Here is a 15,331-nt window from a genome sequence, read left to right as displayed (position 1 = left end):
CCGCTATCGCAGGCAAGCCAGCTCCCACATTTGGATTGTGGGGTGTCAGGTAGAGAAGCGTCGGCTGGCTGGCCGTCATCTCAGGCAAGCCAGCTCCCACATTTGGATTGAGGGGTGTCAGGTTGACAGGCGTCGGCTGCCTGGGCCGCGTAGCTGAAACGTTCAACCGAGCACGTCCATACAATTCCCCACCGCCCTGCCCCCCTAACCTCACGGCTTTCGAACCCTCAGAAGCGCTGGAGAACGGGCATGGGTAACACAGCAACCAAGGTATCGCTGGCATTGACGCTGCTGGCAAGTGCGATGATGAACAGCGCGTTTGCCGCCACCCCGAGTGTGGCCGTGGCGCCGCAATACGACACCAGCCATGTGTATGTGGCACCGGCCGATGTGGAGCGTTTTGCCCAGAGTTTCCTCGCCACCTTCGGCGGCAAAAGCACGCCCCAGGTCGTGGTCAACGTACTGCCGGTGCCGAGCAGCACCACCTCGCAGTTGCTCCAGACCCCGGCGGGCACCGTGTCGTTGTTCGGCTTTACCACCCCCGTGCCTCACCCGTTCGGCCAGGAACGCAACGGCTACCTGGTCAAGGACATGGACGTGGCCCTCAAGGCCGCACGGGAAAATGGCGCCGATGTGATCGTCAGCGATTTCCCCGACCCCATCGGCCGCGACGCCGTGGTGCAATGGCCGGGTGGCGTGAACATGCAGCTCTACTGGCACACCAAGACCCCGGATTACGCCGCCTTCGACACCGTGCCGGAAAACCGTGTGTATGTGTCCAGCGACAGCGCCGAGCGGTTTATCAAGGCGTTCCTGGGTTTCTCCCACGGCAAGGTAGTGAGCGACGACAAGCACGCCCCAGGGGTTGATGTCGGCCAGGCCGGCGGCCACTACCGCCGCGTCGAGATCGAATCGCCGTTCGGGCGCATGGCGGTGCTGGTCACCAACGGCCAGCTGCCCTACCCGTTCGGCCACGACACCACCGGTTATCAGGTCAACGACCTGGCCGCCACTTTGGGCAAGGCCACCGGTTCTGGCGCCACAGTGCTGGTGCCGGCATTCGACAGCAAAGGTCGGCGCAGCGCACTGGTGGAGTTCCCGGGCGGTTATGTCGCAGAAATCCACCAACTCAGCGCGGCAAAATGATTCGTCACGCAGGCTGGAGCCTGGCGGTGCTGTGGCCGTTGCTTGCTGGCGGCGTGCAGGCCGACGACCAGCCGGTTCGCCCGGCGATCAAGGCCAACCGCTGGCAGGAAGACTGGTCTGTGCTCAAGGACCCGGCATTGCGCACGCAACCTTTGGACAACCTCAAGTACATCCCACTGTCCGCCGCCAACCCGTTCACCTACTTGTCGTTGGGCGCAACCTTGCGTGAACGCTTCGAGATGAACGACGCCAGCGGGTTCGGCGTGCGGGATGTAGCGCGTGACCGCTACCTGATCCAGCGCTTTCAGGTGCACGCCGACTTGCACCTGAACGAACACTGGCGGCTGTTCACCCAGTTGGAAGATGTGCGGGCCTATGACAAGACCACGATTGGCGGTGCCGACCAGAACCGCGTCGACCTGCGCCTGGCCTTTGCCGAATACTTGAAGACCTTCAGCGCTGGCACCTTCAAGGCACGGGCTGGCCGCCAGGATTTCGCCTTCGACTTGCAGCGCTTCATCTCGTCACGGGACGGCCCGAATGTGCGGCAGTCCTTCGATGCGTTGTGGGCGGACTGGGAAACGCCGCAATGGCGCTTTATCGGGATCGCCAGCCAACCGGTGCAGTACCAGGATGGCCGGCATTTCGACGATAAGTCCAACAGCGACGCGCGCTTCCACATGCTACGGGTCGAGCGGCTGGTGGGCGGCACCAATGAGCTGTCGGCCTATTACGGCGTATACGAGCGCAGTGCCGCCCATTACCTGGACGCCGACGGCGACGAAACCCGCCAGTTGCTGGACGCCCGCCTCGGTGGCGCAGCCCAGGGTTTCGACTGGGACATCGAAGCCATGCTGCAACGCGGCTCGGTGGGCAGCAAGACGATTCGCGCCTGGGCCGGTGGCAGCCGCACCGGCTACACCTTTGACACCCTGGCCTGGAAGCCGCGTATCGGCCTGCAGTTGGATATCGCTTCCGGTGACCGCCAGGCCGGTGATGGCCGGGTCGGCACCTTCAACCCGCTGTTCCCCAATGGCTATTACTTTTCCCTGGCGGGCTACACCGGCTACAGCAACCTGATCCACGTCAAGCCGTCGATCACCGTCAAGCCCATCGCCAAGCTCAGCGTGCAAACCGCCGTCGGCCTGCTGTGGCGGCAGACCACCGCAGACGCCGTCTACACCCAGCCCAACCTGGCCGTGGCTGGCACGGCGGGCCAAGGCGAGCGCTGGACCGGCGCCTACGGTCAACTGCGCACCGACTACGCCTTTACGCCCAACCTCAGCGGTGCGGTCGAGGCCGTGCACTACGCGGTCGGCCAGACCCTGCGTGATGCCGGTGGGCACGACAGCAATTACCTGGGCATGGAGCTCAAGTTCAGTTGGTGAGACAAGCACACCCATACAAGCCTCGGCTCAGGTTTACGGCAATAGTGATGCGGTTTTTTCACCGCCCTTTTTCAGCCCTGCAAGGAGTTTCAGATGAGCACATTCGTTGCCAAAGACGGTACCCAGATCTACTTCAAGGACTGGGGCAGCGGTAAGCCCGTGCTGTTCAGCCACGGCTGGCCGCTGGATGCGGACATGTGGGAATACCAGATGGAATACCTGAGCAGCCGTGGCTTTCGCACCATCGCCTTTGATCGTCGTGGCTTTGGCCGCTCGGACCAGCCTTGGACCGGTAACGACTACGACACCTTCGCTGACGATATCGCCCAGTTGATCGAACACTTGGACCTGCAGGACGTGACCCTGGTGGGTTTCTCCATGGGCGGCGGTGACGTGGCGCGCTACATCGCCCGCCACGGCAGTGCCCGTGTCGCCGGCCTGGTGTTGTTAGGCGCGGTCACGCCGATCTTCGGCCAGCAAGCCGACTACCCCCAAGGCGTGCCTGGCGAGGTGTTCGATGGCATCAAGGCGGGCCTGTTGAAGGATCGTGCGCAGTTCATCAGCGACTTCAACACGCCGTTCTTCGGTCTCAATAAAGGCCAGCACGTTTCAGAGGGTGTGCTCAGCCAAACCCTGCAGATCGCCATGCTTGCCTCGCTCAAGTCGACCGTGGATTGCGTCACCGCGTTCTCGCAAACCGACTTCCGCCCGGACATGGGCAAGATCGACGTACCGACCCTGGTGATCCATGGCGACGGCGACCAGATAGTGCCGTTCGACACCACCGGCAAAGTCGCGGCGCAGATGATCAAGGGCGCACAACTGAAAGTGTACAAAGATGCGCCGCACGGGTTTGCCGTGACCCACGCTCAACAGCTCAATGAAGACCTGCTGGGGTTCCTGAACCGCTGAACCACTTGAAACACCCTCTCCCTGTTTGGCCGGGAAAGCCCTGAGGGTGAGTGGTTGCTGGAGACTTTGGTATTCACGGCGGGTACGCAAACGCAAAAATAGTAAGCATCATAAAAAAAAGACGTCCAAAGACGTCTTTTTTTTGTGCCTGAAATCCAGTGACGCTTACAAGGCCAGGCGCAATTCACCCCACCACCACGCCAGCCCCATAAGCCCTTTCATCGAAGCGGAGATCTCACCCACCGCTCTGCCGCTTCTTGCGCCCCTTCCACCGCCTGCTCGTAACTCTCCCAATGGTCTCCCTCCACAAAGGCAGGTCGGGCATCCTCGCCTGGCAAGGTCAACCGGGCACCCACAGGAATATCCAGTGCCTGGCCCCAGCTGAAGCCAATCATCACGGTGACACCACTTTTTGTCACATATTCAACAGGATGGTCTCTATCAATACGTTCTGACATACGTCTCTCCTTGATCCGGCGCCACGTTCAGCGCCGGACGTTCGTTTGGTAAAATGCCCCGTCAATGGCTACTCATGCCGGCCATGTGCATGATCCCGCGAATACCACTGGCCATGATGCCGAGTGCAACCACACTGGCGAGCCAAATAGCGATCAGCCAACACACCCGTTTGTACCAGGGGCCTGCCTGATTTTGAGCCTGTGACACTTCATAGCGTTCCATGGGCCATCTCCATTGTCAGGGCCGTCGCGGCGGCCAGCATGATCAGTGCCGTGCAAAACAGCAGGCTTAACTGCGCCACCTGTTTGTAAAACGGCATCGGTTTTTCAGCGTTAGTGGTAACCATCGCCAATCCTCACTTTTCCACGGAAGACGTAGTAGCTCCAGCAGGTGTACATCAGGATGATCGGCAGGATGAACAGGGTACCGATCAGGATAAACAGCTGGCTGGACGGTGGTGATGCGGCGTCCCACAGGCTGATGGACGGCGGTACGATGTTCGGCCAGATGCTGAACGCCAGACCGATATAGCCGAGGAAGACCAGCATCAGGGTGAACACGAACGGCCAGTGGGAATGGTGTTGACGCAAGGTCTTCAATAACCCGACCAGGGCCAGTACGCCGAGCAGCAAGAGCCCGCCGAACACCACTATGTGTGCGTGGGTGAACCAGCGCGTGGCGATTTCCGGGTGCAGCCAGGGGGTCCACACACACAGTACGGCCACCACGGCCATCAGGGCGAAGGCCAGGTAATGGCTGAACAGGCGCATCCGCGATTCCAGCATGCCTTCGGTCTTGACCAGCAACCAGGTGCTGCCCAGCAGGGCGTACGCCACCACCAGCCCTACGCCGCAGAACAGCGGGAACGGAGACAACCAGTCCAGGGTGCCGCCGGCAAACTGGCGATTTACCACCGGTATGCCGGCAATGTAGGTGCCGATCACTACGCCCTGGCAAAAGGTCGCCAGGAACGAGCCGCCGATAAACGCCATGTCCCAGATGTGCCGCTTCTGCGGGCTGGCCTTGAAGCGGAATTCAAACGCCACGCCGCGAAAGATCAGCCCGGCCAGCATGAAGATCAGCGGCAGGTACAACGCTTCCAGGATCACTGAGTACGCCAGCGGAAACGCGCCATACAACGCCGCGCCGCCCAGGATCAGCCACGTCTCGTTGCCGTCCCATACCGGCGCCACGGTGTTCATCATCACGTCGCGCTCCTGCTCGTCCGGGATCAACGGAAACAGGATGCCCAACCCCAGGTCGAAGCCGTCCATGATCACGTACATCATCACCCCGAAGGCGATGATCACGCCCCATATCAACGACAGGTCTATACCTTGAATGCCCATGTGCAATCCCCTCGATCAGTTGGTGTGGTCACCGGACGCGAGCGTCTCGGTAACGGCGGACAGGGGACGGCGTGGCGTACGGTCCTGGCCGGGGCCGCCTTGGGGCGGATGGTCGTGATGGGGCTGCGGGCCCTTGCGTACCAGCTTCATCATGTAGCCAATTCCCACGGCAAACACCGAGAAGTAGATCACCACGAACAACGCCAAAGAGATGCTCAGCTGCGTGACGGTATGGTTGGACGCCGCGTCGGCGGTGCGCATCAGCCCGTAGACCACCCACGGCTGACGCCCGACTTCGGTGGTGATCCAGCCGGCGAGCATCGCGATCAGGCCGGTCGGCCCCATGAACAACACCAGGCGCAGGAACAGGCGATTGCGATACAGCGCGCCATTACGGCGTAATGCCAAGCCCAGTATCCCGGTGAGGATCATCAACATCCCCAGCCCGGCCATGATCCGGAAACTGAAGAAAATGATGGTCGAGTTCGGTCGGTCCTCTTTAGGGAAGCTCTTGAGCGCCGGGATCTGTTTGTCCAGGCTGTGGGTCAGGATCAGGCTGCCCAGGTACGGGACCTCGATCGCGTAGCGGGTCTTTTCGGCCTCCATGTCAGGGATACCGAACAACACCAGCGGCGTCGCGCCGTCACCGACGTTTTCCCAATGCCCTTCAATCGCGGCGATTTTTGCCGGTTGGTGCTCCAGGGTGTTGAGGCCATGGGCATCACCGACAACCGCCTGGATCGGTGCCACGATCAACGCCATCCACAACGCCATCGAGAGCATCTTGCGCACTGCCGGGGTGTCGTTTTTACGCAGCAGGTGCCAGGCCGCCGAGGAACCGACGAAGAACGCCGTGGCGACAAACGCAGCGATTGCCATGTGCGTCAGGCGGAACGGGAACGACGGGTTGAAGACGATGGCGAACCAGTCCAGCGGCATCACCCGGCCATCCACGATGGAAAAGCCCTGGGGAGTTTGCATCCAGCTGTTGGAGGCCAGAATCCAGAACGTCGAGATCAACGTACCGATGGCGACCATCACCGTGGAAAAGAAGTGCAACCCACGCCCGACCCGGTTCCAGCCAAACAGCATGACCCCCAAGAAGCCCGCTTCCAGGAAGAATGCCGTCAGCACTTCATAGGTGAGCAAGGGCCCGGTGATACTCCCGGCGAAGTCCGAGAAGCGGCTCCAGTTGGTGCCGAATTCGTACGCCATGACCAGGCCCGAAACCACGCCCATGCCGAAGTTGACGGCGAAGATTTTCGACCAGAAGTGATACAGGTCCTTGTAGACCGGATTGTCGGTTTTCAGCCACAAGCCTTCCAGCACAGCCAGGAAACTGGCCAGGCCGATGGTGATGGCGGGAAAGATGATATGAAACGAGACCGTGAACGCGAACTGAATTCGCGCCAGGTCGAGCGCCTCGAGATTTAGCATGACGATACCCTCATAGTGTCCAGTGATCAGCAAAACCCAGGGCGACCTGCCGGCCGCCCCGCTCGGCTCAAGCGCCGAGGGACTGAATCAGGTTGCTGGCCGGCGCAGGTTCAAGGCGAATGGCGATGAACTTCGACGTGGGTGTGAAGGTGCGGTCGCCATAGCTTTCCAGGGGCACCAGAGGGTTGGTTTCCGGGTAATAGGCGGCGGCCTGGCCAGGCGGAATGTCGTAGGCGATCAACGTAAAGCCGCTGACCCGACGCTCGCGCCCGTCGCCCCACAACGACACCATGTCGACCTTCTGCCCAGGCTCGTAACCCAGTTTGCGAATGTCCTGCTCATTGACGAACACCACGTCGCGCATGCCATAAACGCCGCGATAGCGGTCATCGAGCCCGTACAACGTGGTGTTGTACTGGTCGTGGGAACGCATGGTCTGCAGAATCAGGTCCGGCTTGACGTCGAGGTTGCGTACGCCTTCGCTGACCAGGTGGGCGGGCAACTCGCTCGGTGCAAACTGCGCTTTACCGCTGTTGGTATGCCAGATGCGGTGCGCGGCGTTGTTGCGCAGGTGGAAGCCGCCCGGGTGCAGCAGTTTTGTGTTGAAGTCCTTGAAGCCGGGAATGGTGTCGGCGATCAAGTCACGGATGCGGCCGTAGTCGGCCACTGTCCACAGCCAGTCAATCGGGTGCTTGCCCAAGGTCGCATTGGCGATCCCGGCGATGATGGCCGGTTCAGAGCGCATCAAAGGCGACTTGGGTTTCAGTTGGCCGTGGGAGATGTGCACCATGCTGAAGGTGTCTTCCACGGTCACGCCTTGCGGGCCTTCTGCCTGAATATCGATATCGGTACGGCCCAGGCACGGCAGGATCAAGGCTTCGCGGCCGGTCACCAGGTGGCTGCGATTGAGCTTGGTGGCGATATGCACGGTCAGGTCGCACTTGCGCAATGCCGCATGGGTGCGTGGGGTGTCCGGCGTCGCTTGGGCAAAGTTGCCACCCAGGCCGATGAAGACTTTGGCGAGCCCCTGTTCCATGGCGGCAATCGCCATCACGGTGTTGTGACCATGGCGGCGCGGTACCTTGAAGTCAAAGCGTGCTTCCAGCGCATCGATCAGCTCCGGTGGCGCCAGCTCGTTGATGCCCATGGTGCGGTCGCCCTGCACGTTACTGTGCCCACGCACCGGCGACAGCCCCGCGCCTGGCCGGCCGATATTGCCGCGCAACAGTTGCACGTTGATGATTTCCTGTACGGTCACCACCGAGTGCACATGCTGGGTCACGCCCATCGCCCAGCACATGATCACCCGGTTGGCGCGGCGGTACATGCGCGCCGCCAGCTCGATGTCGGCAAGGCTAAGACCCGATTGCTCGACGATATGCTCCCACGAGGTGGCGTCCACCTGTGCCAGGTACTGTTCGAGACCCGAGGTGTGTTCGGCAATGAATGCGCGGTCGAACACCGCCTCGCCATTGTTTTCCAGTGCATCACGCTCCCATTCCAGCAGGAACTTGGCGATGCCTCGAAAGGCCGCCATGTCGCCGCCCAGCGCCGGACGGAAGTACGCCGACGAGGTGGGTTCGGAACCGTTGGTGAGCATCTCCAGCGGATGCTGCGGGTGTTGGAAACGTTCCAGCCCACGCTCTTTGAGTGGGTTGAAACAGATCACCTGGGCGCCGCGCTTCACCGCCTCGCGCAGTGGCTCAAGCATGCGTGGGTGGTTGGTACCGGGGTTCTGGCCGATAACGAAAATCGCGTCGGCTTCCCCCAGGTCATCAAACGTCACCGTGCCTTTGCCCACGCCGACACTGTCGTCCATACCCAGGCCGCTCGCTTCGTGGCACATGTTCGAACAGTCGGGGAAGTTGTTGGTGCCGTAGGCGCGCACGAACAGCTGGTACAGATACGCCGCTTCGTTACTGGCCCGGCCCGAGGTGTAGAACTCCGCCTGGTCCGGCGACTCCAGTTCCTTCAGGTGCTTGGCGATCAGGGCAAAGGCGTCGTCCCAACTGGTTTCGACATAACGATCCAGCGAGGCGTCGTAGCGCATCGGATGGGTCAGGCGCCCCTGGTATTCGAGCCAATAGTCACTTTGCGCCGCCAGCGACGACACCGTGTATTTATTGAAGAACGCCGGGTTGACCAGGCGCCCGGTGGCTTCCCAGTTCACCGCCTTGGCGCCGTTCTCGCAGAACTTGACCATGCCGCCTTCCGGCGACTCGCCCCATGCACAACCTGGGCAGTCAAAACCGCCGTTCTGGTTGGTCTTGAGCATCGCGCGGATGTTCTTGAACGCGTTTTCACTGCCCAGCCAGCTTTGCGTCACCGCAATCAGCGCGCCCCAACCTGCGGCCGCCCCCTTGTACGGTTTATAACGTTCAACTTCGCTCATGGTAATTCTCCAAGACTTCACACGTAGGCGCGGGCCTAACTAAAGCCCTTATCGATGATTATTTTTCAGGCACTGCAAAACGCAAATCGGTTTAAAGCCCACTAAACTGGATTCACGTCGACCGGTTTTAAGGGTCCAACATCGGGTTACGCGCTCAGCCTATGCCGTGCATAAACAGCCTGTCTAATCACAAATAATGACCACTTAATCGACATGCTCTATCACGATAAATTTTGTTAAAAATCAAAAAGATAAAATAATAAAAGCCGAATAATACACCCCGTCAAAAGCCCATAGATTTCGTCGATCACTTAGTTGTTAATAGTGATTAGACGCGGCATTAAAACAACTCTAGCCTTGCTTTAAATAACGCGCTCACCTACATCGAGCGTTCAAACACCGTGGTTACACGCTCAGCGTCGCTGCCGAGGTTTTAATGACCAATCAAGTCTTGATGGATAGTTTTTCTCGCCGGGTCGACTACCTCAGGATGTCGGTGACCGACCGCTGCGATTTCCGCTGTGTGTATTGCATGGCCGAAGACATGGAATTCCTGCCACGTCAGAAAATCCTGACGCTGGAAGAGCTGTATCAACTGGCGCAGAGTTTTGTTGTACTGGGCACGCGCAAAATCCGTCTGACGGGCGGTGAACCCTTGATTCGTCCGGGCATGGTCGAGCTGTGCAAGCGCATCGCGACACTCCCCGGCCTGCGCGAGTTGTGCATGACCACCAATGGCTCGCAGCTGGGCAAGCTGGCCGCGCCGCTGTTCGATGCCGGGCTCAAGCGCCTCAACATCAGCCTCGACAGCCTTGACCCCAAGCGCTTTCGTGAACTGACGCGCACCGGTGACCTGGCCAAGGTCATCGCCGGTATCGATGCGGCGAATGCGGCGGGCTTCCAACGCACCAAGCTCAACTGCGTGGTGATGAAGGGCCGCAACGACCACGAAATCAACGACCTCGTGGCGTTCGCCATTGACCGCGGCCTGGATATTTCCTTCATTGAAGAAATGCCCCTGGGGGTCATCAGCGAACACAGCCGTGCCGAGGCGTTCTATTCCAGCGCGCAGGTGCGCGAGCGCATCGCCGAGCGCTACACCCTGATCGACTCGGCAGAATCGACGCAGGGGCCTTCGCGTTACTGGCGCCTGGCCGAGGCGCCGCATATTCGCCTGGGCTTTATTTCACCCCACAGCCACAACTTCTGCGGCACTTGTAACCGCGTGCGCCTGACGGTTGAAGGCCGGTTGTTGCTGTGCCTGGGCAACGAGCATTCAGTCGACCTCAAGGAGGTGCTGCGGCGCTATCCGGGTGAACCAAAACGCCTGGAGAGTGCCATCGTCGAGTCGATGAAACTCAAGCCGTATCGGCACAACTTCGAGCTCAATGATGACGTGCAGGTTGTCCGCTTCATGAACATGACCGGTGGTTAACCCATCCGGTTTTATCCCTTCGCATTAAGGCCATTGCCCATGATCGTCAGAGCCAAACCCAACCTGATCGGTGTATTGACTTCGCTCAAGGGCTCAGTGGCCCGGCGTATCGCACTGCGTAGCCTGCTGGTGACACTGCTGGCCTCGGTGATTGTGTTGGTGGAGACCCTTCACCCGGCGTACTTCTCCAAGGTCAACGCCACGCCGTTCACGCTGCTGGGCTTGTCACTTTCAATCTTCATGAGTTTTCGCAACAACGCCTGCTATGACCGCTGGTACGAAGGGCGCAAAGCCCTCGGCGCCATGGTGATGGATGTGCGCGTCATGATTCGCGAAACCCAGGTGATCAAGGATGCTCGCCAACGCAAAGAGATCCTGCGCAACCTGTGCGGGTTCGCCCACGCACTGAACGCCAGGCTGCGCAATGAAAATGAGTCCATCGCGGCAGCGCCCTGGCTCGACAAGCTGCCGTCGGCTAGCACCCCGAATATCCCGGAAAGCATTATCGGCCGCGTGACCCAGCAGTGTTCGGCGCTGGCCGAATCGGGGGCCTTCAGTGAATGGCGCTACCAACTGATGGCCCGGCACTTGAGCAACCTGACCCGTACGCAGACGATTTGCGAGCGCATCAAAAGTACGCCGCTGCCCTTCCCGTACACCCTCTTGTTGCACCGCACCAGCTACATGTTCTGCATCTTGCTGCCCTTCGCCATGGCCGAACCCCTGGGTTGGCTGACGCCGGTCTTCACCGCCATCGTGAGCTACACGTTTTTTGGGCTGGACGCGATTGGCGATGAGCTGGAAGACCCCTTCGGCTACGACGAAAACGACCTGCCAACCAATGCCATCGTGCGCACGATTGAACGCGAAGTGCTGCACGCCAACGGCGCGACACAACTGCCGCCCGTGCTCCAACCCATTGATTGTGTACTGAACTGACCCGAGGCCCCCATGAACGAACGCTCCCACACACTGACCCATCTGGACGCCGCAGGCCGGGCCTGCATGGTCGACGTCACGGACAAAGCGGCAACCACCCGTGAGGCCCAAGCCCAGGCCTGGGTACGCATGCAGCCGTCCACGCTACAACTGATCCAGGCTAACGGGCACCCCAAGGGCGACGTGTTTGCGGTGGCTCGTATCGCCGGGATCATGGCGGCGAAAAAAACCCATGAACTGATCCCGCTCTGCCACCCGCTGATGCTCAGTTCGATTCACCTCGAACTGCGTGCTGTCGAGCCCGACAGCGTGCAGATCGTCAGCACCTGCCGACTCAACGGCCAGACCGGCGTCGAGCTCGAAGCCCTGACCGCCGCCAGCGTAGCGGCCTTGACAATCTATGACATGTGCAAAGCCGTGGACCGCGGGATGATCATCGACCGGATCCAGTTGCTCAAAAAACAGGGTGGCAAGTCGGGCACCTTTGTCGCGGGTGACGTGCAATGATCCTGGTCAATTACTTTGCGCGCTATCGGGAACAGCTGGGCATCGGCGGCGAAAAAATCGTCTTGGACGGGTCGCTGCGCACCATTGCCGACCTCAGGCAACACCTGTGCGCCCGAGGTGCGATCTGGCAGCAAGTGCTCGGTGAGACCAGCCTCATGTGCGCATTGAACCAGGAGCTGTGCACACCCGGCGCGCCGATAAAAGACTTCGATGAAATCGCCTTCTTCCCCCAAGTGACCGGAGGTTGATCAATGCCTGTTCAGGTTCAGACCGAGCTGTTTGATCTGGGTGAGCTGACCCGCAGCCTGCACGCCGAAGAGCCGGGCGTCGGCGCCGTAGCCACCTTTGTCGGCTATGTGCGCGATCTCAACCAGGGGGATCAGGTCAGCGAATTGTTCCTGGAACATTACCCGGGAATGACCGAACGCTCGCTGCAGCAGATCATCGATAGAGCCCATCAACGCTGGCCGCTGAAACGGGCGAGCATCGTCCACCGCGTGGGGGTATTGAAGGTCGGTGAACCCATCGTGTTCGTCGGTGTTGCCAGCGAACATCGCCAGGAAGCCTTCGATGCCTGCAATTTTTTGATGGACTACCTGAAGACTCAGGCACCTTTCTGGAAGCGTGAACACACGCCGTCCGGAGAACGCTGGGTAGAGGGAAGAGAAAGTGACCAACTGGCGGTAAACCGCTGGACTGCATGACGCCCCCGCGGTAGGGGCGAGCTTGCTCCTACAGTGGCGGTGGCGATATTTGAGGACAGTGCATGCCGCGTCAGAACAAGTCGCAGAAAGGAATGAACCGCGCCGTGTCACCGCGCTGCAAAGTGCAGCCCTCGGGGATTTCAAGCAGGCCGTCCGCCCACGAAGCTCCCAACAGTACGCCTGAACTCTGGTTCGGATACAGAATCGCCCGGCCCTCCTCCAGCTTGGCCCGCAGGTATTCACGACGGCTGCCTGCTTTCGGCCAGTCAAACCCGACGTTAACCGGGAAGCTCAGGGGCGTGACGTCATCAACACCCTGGATACGCAACAGGTATGCCCTTGCCAGCAGGCCGAACGTCACCAGTGCCGAGGCCGGATTGCCTGGCAAGCCGATGACAGGCACGTTACCGTAGTAGCCCACGGTCAAAGGCTTTCCCGGTTTGATCGCGAGTTTCCAGAATAACGGTTTACCGCTATCGCGCAGCACCTGGCCAAGGCAGTCGGCGTCTCCGGCTGACACCCCACCGGTGGTCAGGATCAAGTCGGCGGCAGGTCGCAACTGTTCCAGCTTGAGCCGCGTGTGCTGCGGCTGGTCAGGAAGAATACCGCCATCAATGACGTCACAACCCAATGCACTCAGCCAATGGCTAAGCAAAACGCGATTGCTATTGTAGATACAGCCGGGCTTCAGCGTCGTCCCCGGCTCAGCCAGTTCGTCCCCCGTGGACAGCAATGCCACCCGTGGGCGGAGTACCACCGATACATGGGTACAGCCTTGCGCGGCCGCGATGGCCAGCGCGAAAGGCCCGAGTCGCTTGCCGGCAGCGAGCAACACCTGCCCGGCACGGTTTTCCTGGCCTTGCGCACGGATATTCTGGCCCGCACTAAGCGCCTGCTTGAAACGTACCCGTCCGTCCTCCAGTTGCTCGGCGTTCTCTTGCATCTCTACGCAATTGGCCCCAAGGGGTACCGGTGCGCCGGTGAAGATTCGAGCGCAGGTGCCCGGCAGCAATGCCTCAGGTGTATGCCCGGCGAAAATCTGTTGCGACACGGTCAGCGGCTGGCCTTTCCAGTCGTCGACGTTCAAGGCGTATCCGTCCATGGCACTGTTCGGCCACGGCGGCAGATCCAGGGTCGCGATCAAGTCATTGGCCAGTACCCGTTGCCGTGCGTCGCTCAATGCTATCGACTCACTGCCTTGCAGGCGTCGCGCCTGCGCCATGGCCAACAGTGAAGCGATAGCCTCCTCCACTGACATGAGCTGTGACGGGCTCATCCCCGCGACTCGCACAAGGCCACCGATTTGAGGTGCGGCACAAAATTGCACGGCCTGTGGCGCGCATCCAGCTGCTCGGCGAGGATACCCTCCCACGCCGTGCGGCAAGCGCCCGTGGAGCCCGGCAGGCAGCACACCAGCGTACCGTTGGCCAAACCGGCCAAGGCACGACTCTGTACCGTGGAGGTACCGATATCGAGGATGGATATCGCACGGAACAACTCACCAAAACCGTCAATCTGCTTGTCCAGCAAACAGTGGACCGCTTCAGGCGTACTGTCGCGCCCGGTGAAGCCTGTGCCCCCGGTAATCAGTACCACCTGAATCTGCTCGTCGGCGATCCAGGTCGCGACCTGCGCGCGGATTTTATACAGGTCATCCTTTAGCAGGTTGCGCTCGCTCAAACGGTGACCCGCCTCCAGCAGTCGGCTGACCAGCAGTTGCCCGGAGGTATCGTTGGCATATTCACGGGTATCACTGACGGTCAACACGGCTATATTCAGCGGAACAAACAACGCATCCGACTTCACGCTCATGTCACTCTCCTACAAGCCATTATTGAAACGATCACCAGAGGCTAAAGCGCCCATACAGCCACTGTCTAATCGTTACAGTCGACCGGATTATCGAGCGCTTCTATCACTGATATTTCCGGACGCCATTCACCGGTGATCGAGTGAGTCGATCAATCCTTCAATAGTCATGATTGGACGTACAGGCGCGAGAATGAGATCGTCTGCTCATCTCAATTCGCGGTACTCCTGTCATGCCATCGCGCTGCTCTCCTGAAGCTGCATCCAGCCCCTGTTCGATACTCCTGCTGGCGGGCGGGCGCGGGGCACGTATGGGCGGGCGGGACAAAGGATTACTGGTGTGGAAAGATAGGCCGCTGATTGCCCATGTACAGGCAATCGTACGTCCGTTCACCGACGACTTGATCATTTCCTGCAACCGCAATGCAGCGCGTTATCGCGCGTATGCCGATCAATTGGTCGAAGACTCACAAAGGGATTTCCCGGGCCCCTTGGCCGGTGTTTTGGCCGGAATTTCCGTTGCGCACCATCCCTGGCTGCTGGTGCTTGCCTGTGATGCTCCGAATATTGATGCCGCACTGATCAGAGCAATGCTCGAGGCGCGACCCACGACCGGCGCCGCGCTAATGATCCAGCAGGCCGGGCAATGGCAGCCCATGTTCAGCCTGATCCCAACGGCGTTGTTGCCGCAGTTGAACCAGGCCTGGGATGAAGGCGAACGCAGCCTGCTGCGCGCGCTGCTCAAGCATGAGCTGGTGGCATTGACCTGCGTAAGCGACGATCTGCGCCTGAGCAATTTCAATACACCTGAATGGCTGGCTGGGCAATCATTAGCGTGCACCGAAGAAGTCGAC

17 protein-coding genes are annotated in these 15,331 nt (G+C 60.2%); 9 read left to right on the top strand and 8 right to left on the bottom strand.

All coding sequences use genetic code 11. From position 1 onward, the window contains the following. Nucleotides 1-249: 249 nt before the first annotated feature. The 3 genes from CER19_RS12860 to CER19_RS12850 all read left to right on the top strand — a co-directional run bounded on the left by CER19_RS12860 (nt 250) and on the right by CER19_RS12850 (nt 3,446). Nucleotides 250-1,146, top strand: a complete 897-nt coding sequence (locus CER19_RS12860; protein ID WP_116666694.1) for a VOC family protein — start codon at nt 250-252, stop codon at nt 1,144-1,146. After that, nucleotides 1,143-2,534: an alginate export family protein gene (locus tag CER19_RS12855; protein ID WP_116666693.1), complete on the top strand. Its 1,392-nt coding sequence runs from the start codon at nt 1,143-1,145 to the stop codon at nt 2,532-2,534. Before CER19_RS12860 ends, CER19_RS12855 begins: the two co-directional genes overlap by 4 nt. A gap of 93 nt (nt 2,535-2,627) precedes the next feature. Beyond that, the gene (locus CER19_RS12850) at nt 2,628-3,446 is read left to right on the top strand and encodes an alpha/beta fold hydrolase (RefSeq protein ID WP_116666692.1); all 819 of its coding nucleotides are present in this window, start codon (nt 2,628-2,630) and stop codon (nt 3,444-3,446) included. 218 nt (nt 3,447-3,664) lie between these two features. Here CER19_RS12850 and CER19_RS12845 read toward each other — a convergent pair whose 3' ends face one another. The 6 genes from CER19_RS12845 to CER19_RS12825 all read right to left on the bottom strand — a co-directional run bounded on the left by CER19_RS12845 (nt 3,665) and on the right by CER19_RS12825 (nt 9,083). After that, nucleotides 3,665-3,904 (bottom strand): hypothetical protein, encoded by a 240-nt coding sequence (locus CER19_RS12845; protein WP_072435732.1) that lies wholly within the window; start codon nt 3,902-3,904, stop codon nt 3,665-3,667. Between the two features lie 61 nt (nt 3,905-3,965). After that, the gene (locus CER19_RS12840; RefSeq protein WP_116666691.1) at nt 3,966-4,127 is read right to left on the bottom strand and encodes a DUF2474 domain-containing protein; all 162 of its coding nucleotides are present in this window, start codon (nt 4,125-4,127) and stop codon (nt 3,966-3,968) included. Next, a complete protein-coding gene (locus CER19_RS28775; protein WP_165861625.1) occupies nt 4,114-4,251 on the bottom strand; it encodes a hypothetical protein in 138 nt (45 codons plus the stop codon). The genes CER19_RS12840 and CER19_RS28775 overlap by 14 nt, the downstream gene beginning before the upstream one ends. After that, entirely contained in the window at nt 4,238-5,254 is a 1,017-nt protein-coding gene (gene cydB, locus CER19_RS12835; RefSeq protein WP_105226550.1) for a cytochrome d ubiquinol oxidase subunit II, read from the bottom strand. The genes CER19_RS28775 and cydB overlap by 14 nt, the downstream gene beginning before the upstream one ends. 15 nt (nt 5,255-5,269) lie before the next feature. Beyond that, on the bottom strand, nt 5,270-6,691 hold the full coding sequence (locus CER19_RS12830) for a cytochrome ubiquinol oxidase subunit I (RefSeq protein WP_116666690.1): 1,422 nt from the start codon (nt 6,689-6,691) through the stop codon (nt 5,270-5,272). Nucleotides 6,692-6,758: 67 nt separating this feature from the next. Further along, the gene (locus tag CER19_RS12825) at nt 6,759-9,083 is read right to left on the bottom strand and encodes an FdhF/YdeP family oxidoreductase (protein ID WP_116666689.1); all 2,325 of its coding nucleotides are present in this window, start codon (nt 9,081-9,083) and stop codon (nt 6,759-6,761) included. A gap of 436 nt (nt 9,084-9,519) precedes the next feature. Here CER19_RS12825 and moaA point away from each other — a divergent pair, with 436 nt between their 5' ends. From moaA to moaE, 5 genes are read left to right on the top strand one after another with little or no spacing between them, the layout of a single operon-like run. Next, on the top strand, nt 9,520-10,518 hold the full coding sequence (gene moaA / locus CER19_RS12820; protein ID WP_116666688.1) for a GTP 3',8-cyclase MoaA: 999 nt from the start codon (nt 9,520-9,522) through the stop codon (nt 10,516-10,518). Between the two features lie 39 nt (nt 10,519-10,557). Next, nucleotides 10,558-11,457, top strand: coding sequence for a bestrophin family protein (locus CER19_RS12815; RefSeq protein ID WP_116666687.1), 900 nt, complete (start codon nt 10,558-10,560; stop codon nt 11,455-11,457). A 12-nt stretch (nt 11,458-11,469) separates the two neighbouring features. Then, nucleotides 11,470-11,964 (top strand): cyclic pyranopterin monophosphate synthase MoaC, encoded by a 495-nt coding sequence (gene moaC / locus CER19_RS12810; RefSeq protein ID WP_116666686.1) that lies wholly within the window; start codon nt 11,470-11,472, stop codon nt 11,962-11,964. After that, on the top strand, nt 11,961-12,212 hold the full coding sequence (locus tag CER19_RS12805; protein ID WP_116666685.1) for a MoaD/ThiS family protein: 252 nt from the start codon (nt 11,961-11,963) through the stop codon (nt 12,210-12,212). The genes moaC and CER19_RS12805 overlap by 4 nt, the downstream gene beginning before the upstream one ends. Nucleotides 12,213-12,215: 3 nt before the next feature. Next, nucleotides 12,216-12,668, top strand: a complete 453-nt coding sequence (gene moaE / locus CER19_RS12800) for a molybdopterin synthase catalytic subunit MoaE (protein ID WP_116666684.1) — start codon at nt 12,216-12,218, stop codon at nt 12,666-12,668. A gap of 70 nt (nt 12,669-12,738) precedes the next feature. On the opposite strand, the gene glp is transcribed toward moaE, so the two are convergent. Together glp and moaB are read right to left on the bottom strand one after the other, a co-directional pair. Beyond that, nucleotides 12,739-13,944, bottom strand: coding sequence for a gephyrin-like molybdotransferase Glp (gene glp, locus CER19_RS12795; protein ID WP_116666683.1), 1,206 nt, complete (start codon nt 13,942-13,944; stop codon nt 12,739-12,741). Continuing rightward, nucleotides 13,941-14,480 (bottom strand): molybdenum cofactor biosynthesis protein B, encoded by a 540-nt coding sequence (gene moaB / locus CER19_RS12790; protein ID WP_116666682.1) that lies wholly within the window; start codon nt 14,478-14,480, stop codon nt 13,941-13,943. The genes glp and moaB overlap by 4 nt, the downstream gene beginning before the upstream one ends. Before the next feature lie 230 nt (nt 14,481-14,710). Here moaB and mobA point away from each other — a divergent pair. Next, nucleotides 14,711-15,331 (top strand): molybdenum cofactor guanylyltransferase MobA (gene mobA, locus CER19_RS12785; protein ID WP_116666695.1); only part of this gene is annotated, 621 nt, incomplete at its 3' end.

The sequence above is a fragment of the Pseudomonas sp. GL93 genome (assembly GCF_003408955.1).
In the GTDB taxonomy this organism is placed as follows: domain Bacteria; phylum Pseudomonadota; class Gammaproteobacteria; order Pseudomonadales; family Pseudomonadaceae; genus Aquipseudomonas; species Aquipseudomonas paracarnis.
This window is presented reverse-complemented; position numbering and strand designations above follow the sequence as displayed.

What these genes read in the sequence shown, in the direction of transcription:
- CER19_RS12860 (WP_116666694.1), top strand. Translation starts at nt 250, where the DNA reads ATGGGTAACACAGCAACCAAGGTATCGCTGGCATTGACGCTGCTGGCA.
- CER19_RS12855 (WP_116666693.1), top strand. Translation starts at nt 1,143, where the DNA reads ATGATTCGTCACGCAGGCTGGAGCCTGGCGGTGCTGTGGCCGTTGCTT.
- CER19_RS12850 (WP_116666692.1), top strand. Translation starts at nt 2,628, where the DNA reads ATGAGCACATTCGTTGCCAAAGACGGTACCCAGATCTACTTCAAGGAC.
- CER19_RS12845 (WP_072435732.1), bottom strand. Translation starts at nt 3,904, where the DNA reads ATGTCAGAACGTATTGATAGAGACCATCCTGTTGAATATGTGACAAAA.
- CER19_RS12840 (WP_116666691.1), bottom strand. Translation starts at nt 4,127, where the DNA reads ATGGAACGCTATGAAGTGTCACAGGCTCAAAATCAGGCAGGCCCCTGG.
- CER19_RS28775 (WP_165861625.1), bottom strand. Translation starts at nt 4,251, where the DNA reads ATGGTTACCACTAACGCTGAAAAACCGATGCCGTTTTACAAACAGGTG.
- cydB (WP_105226550.1), bottom strand. Translation starts at nt 5,254, where the DNA reads ATGGGCATTCAAGGTATAGACCTGTCGTTGATATGGGGCGTGATCATC.
- CER19_RS12830 (WP_116666690.1), bottom strand. Translation starts at nt 6,691, where the DNA reads ATGCTAAATCTCGAGGCGCTCGACCTGGCGCGAATTCAGTTCGCGTTC.
- CER19_RS12825 (WP_116666689.1), bottom strand. Translation starts at nt 9,083, where the DNA reads ATGAGCGAAGTTGAACGTTATAAACCGTACAAGGGGGCGGCCGCAGGT.
- moaA (WP_116666688.1), top strand. Translation starts at nt 9,520, where the DNA reads ATGACCAATCAAGTCTTGATGGATAGTTTTTCTCGCCGGGTCGACTAC.
- CER19_RS12815 (WP_116666687.1), top strand. Translation starts at nt 10,558, where the DNA reads ATGATCGTCAGAGCCAAACCCAACCTGATCGGTGTATTGACTTCGCTC.
- moaC (WP_116666686.1), top strand. Translation starts at nt 11,470, where the DNA reads ATGAACGAACGCTCCCACACACTGACCCATCTGGACGCCGCAGGCCGG.
- CER19_RS12805 (WP_116666685.1), top strand. Translation starts at nt 11,961, where the DNA reads ATGATCCTGGTCAATTACTTTGCGCGCTATCGGGAACAGCTGGGCATC.
- moaE (WP_116666684.1), top strand. Translation starts at nt 12,216, where the DNA reads ATGCCTGTTCAGGTTCAGACCGAGCTGTTTGATCTGGGTGAGCTGACC.
- glp (WP_116666683.1), bottom strand. Translation starts at nt 13,944, where the DNA reads ATGAGCCCGTCACAGCTCATGTCAGTGGAGGAGGCTATCGCTTCACTG.
- moaB (WP_116666682.1), bottom strand. Translation starts at nt 14,480, where the DNA reads ATGAGCGTGAAGTCGGATGCGTTGTTTGTTCCGCTGAATATAGCCGTG.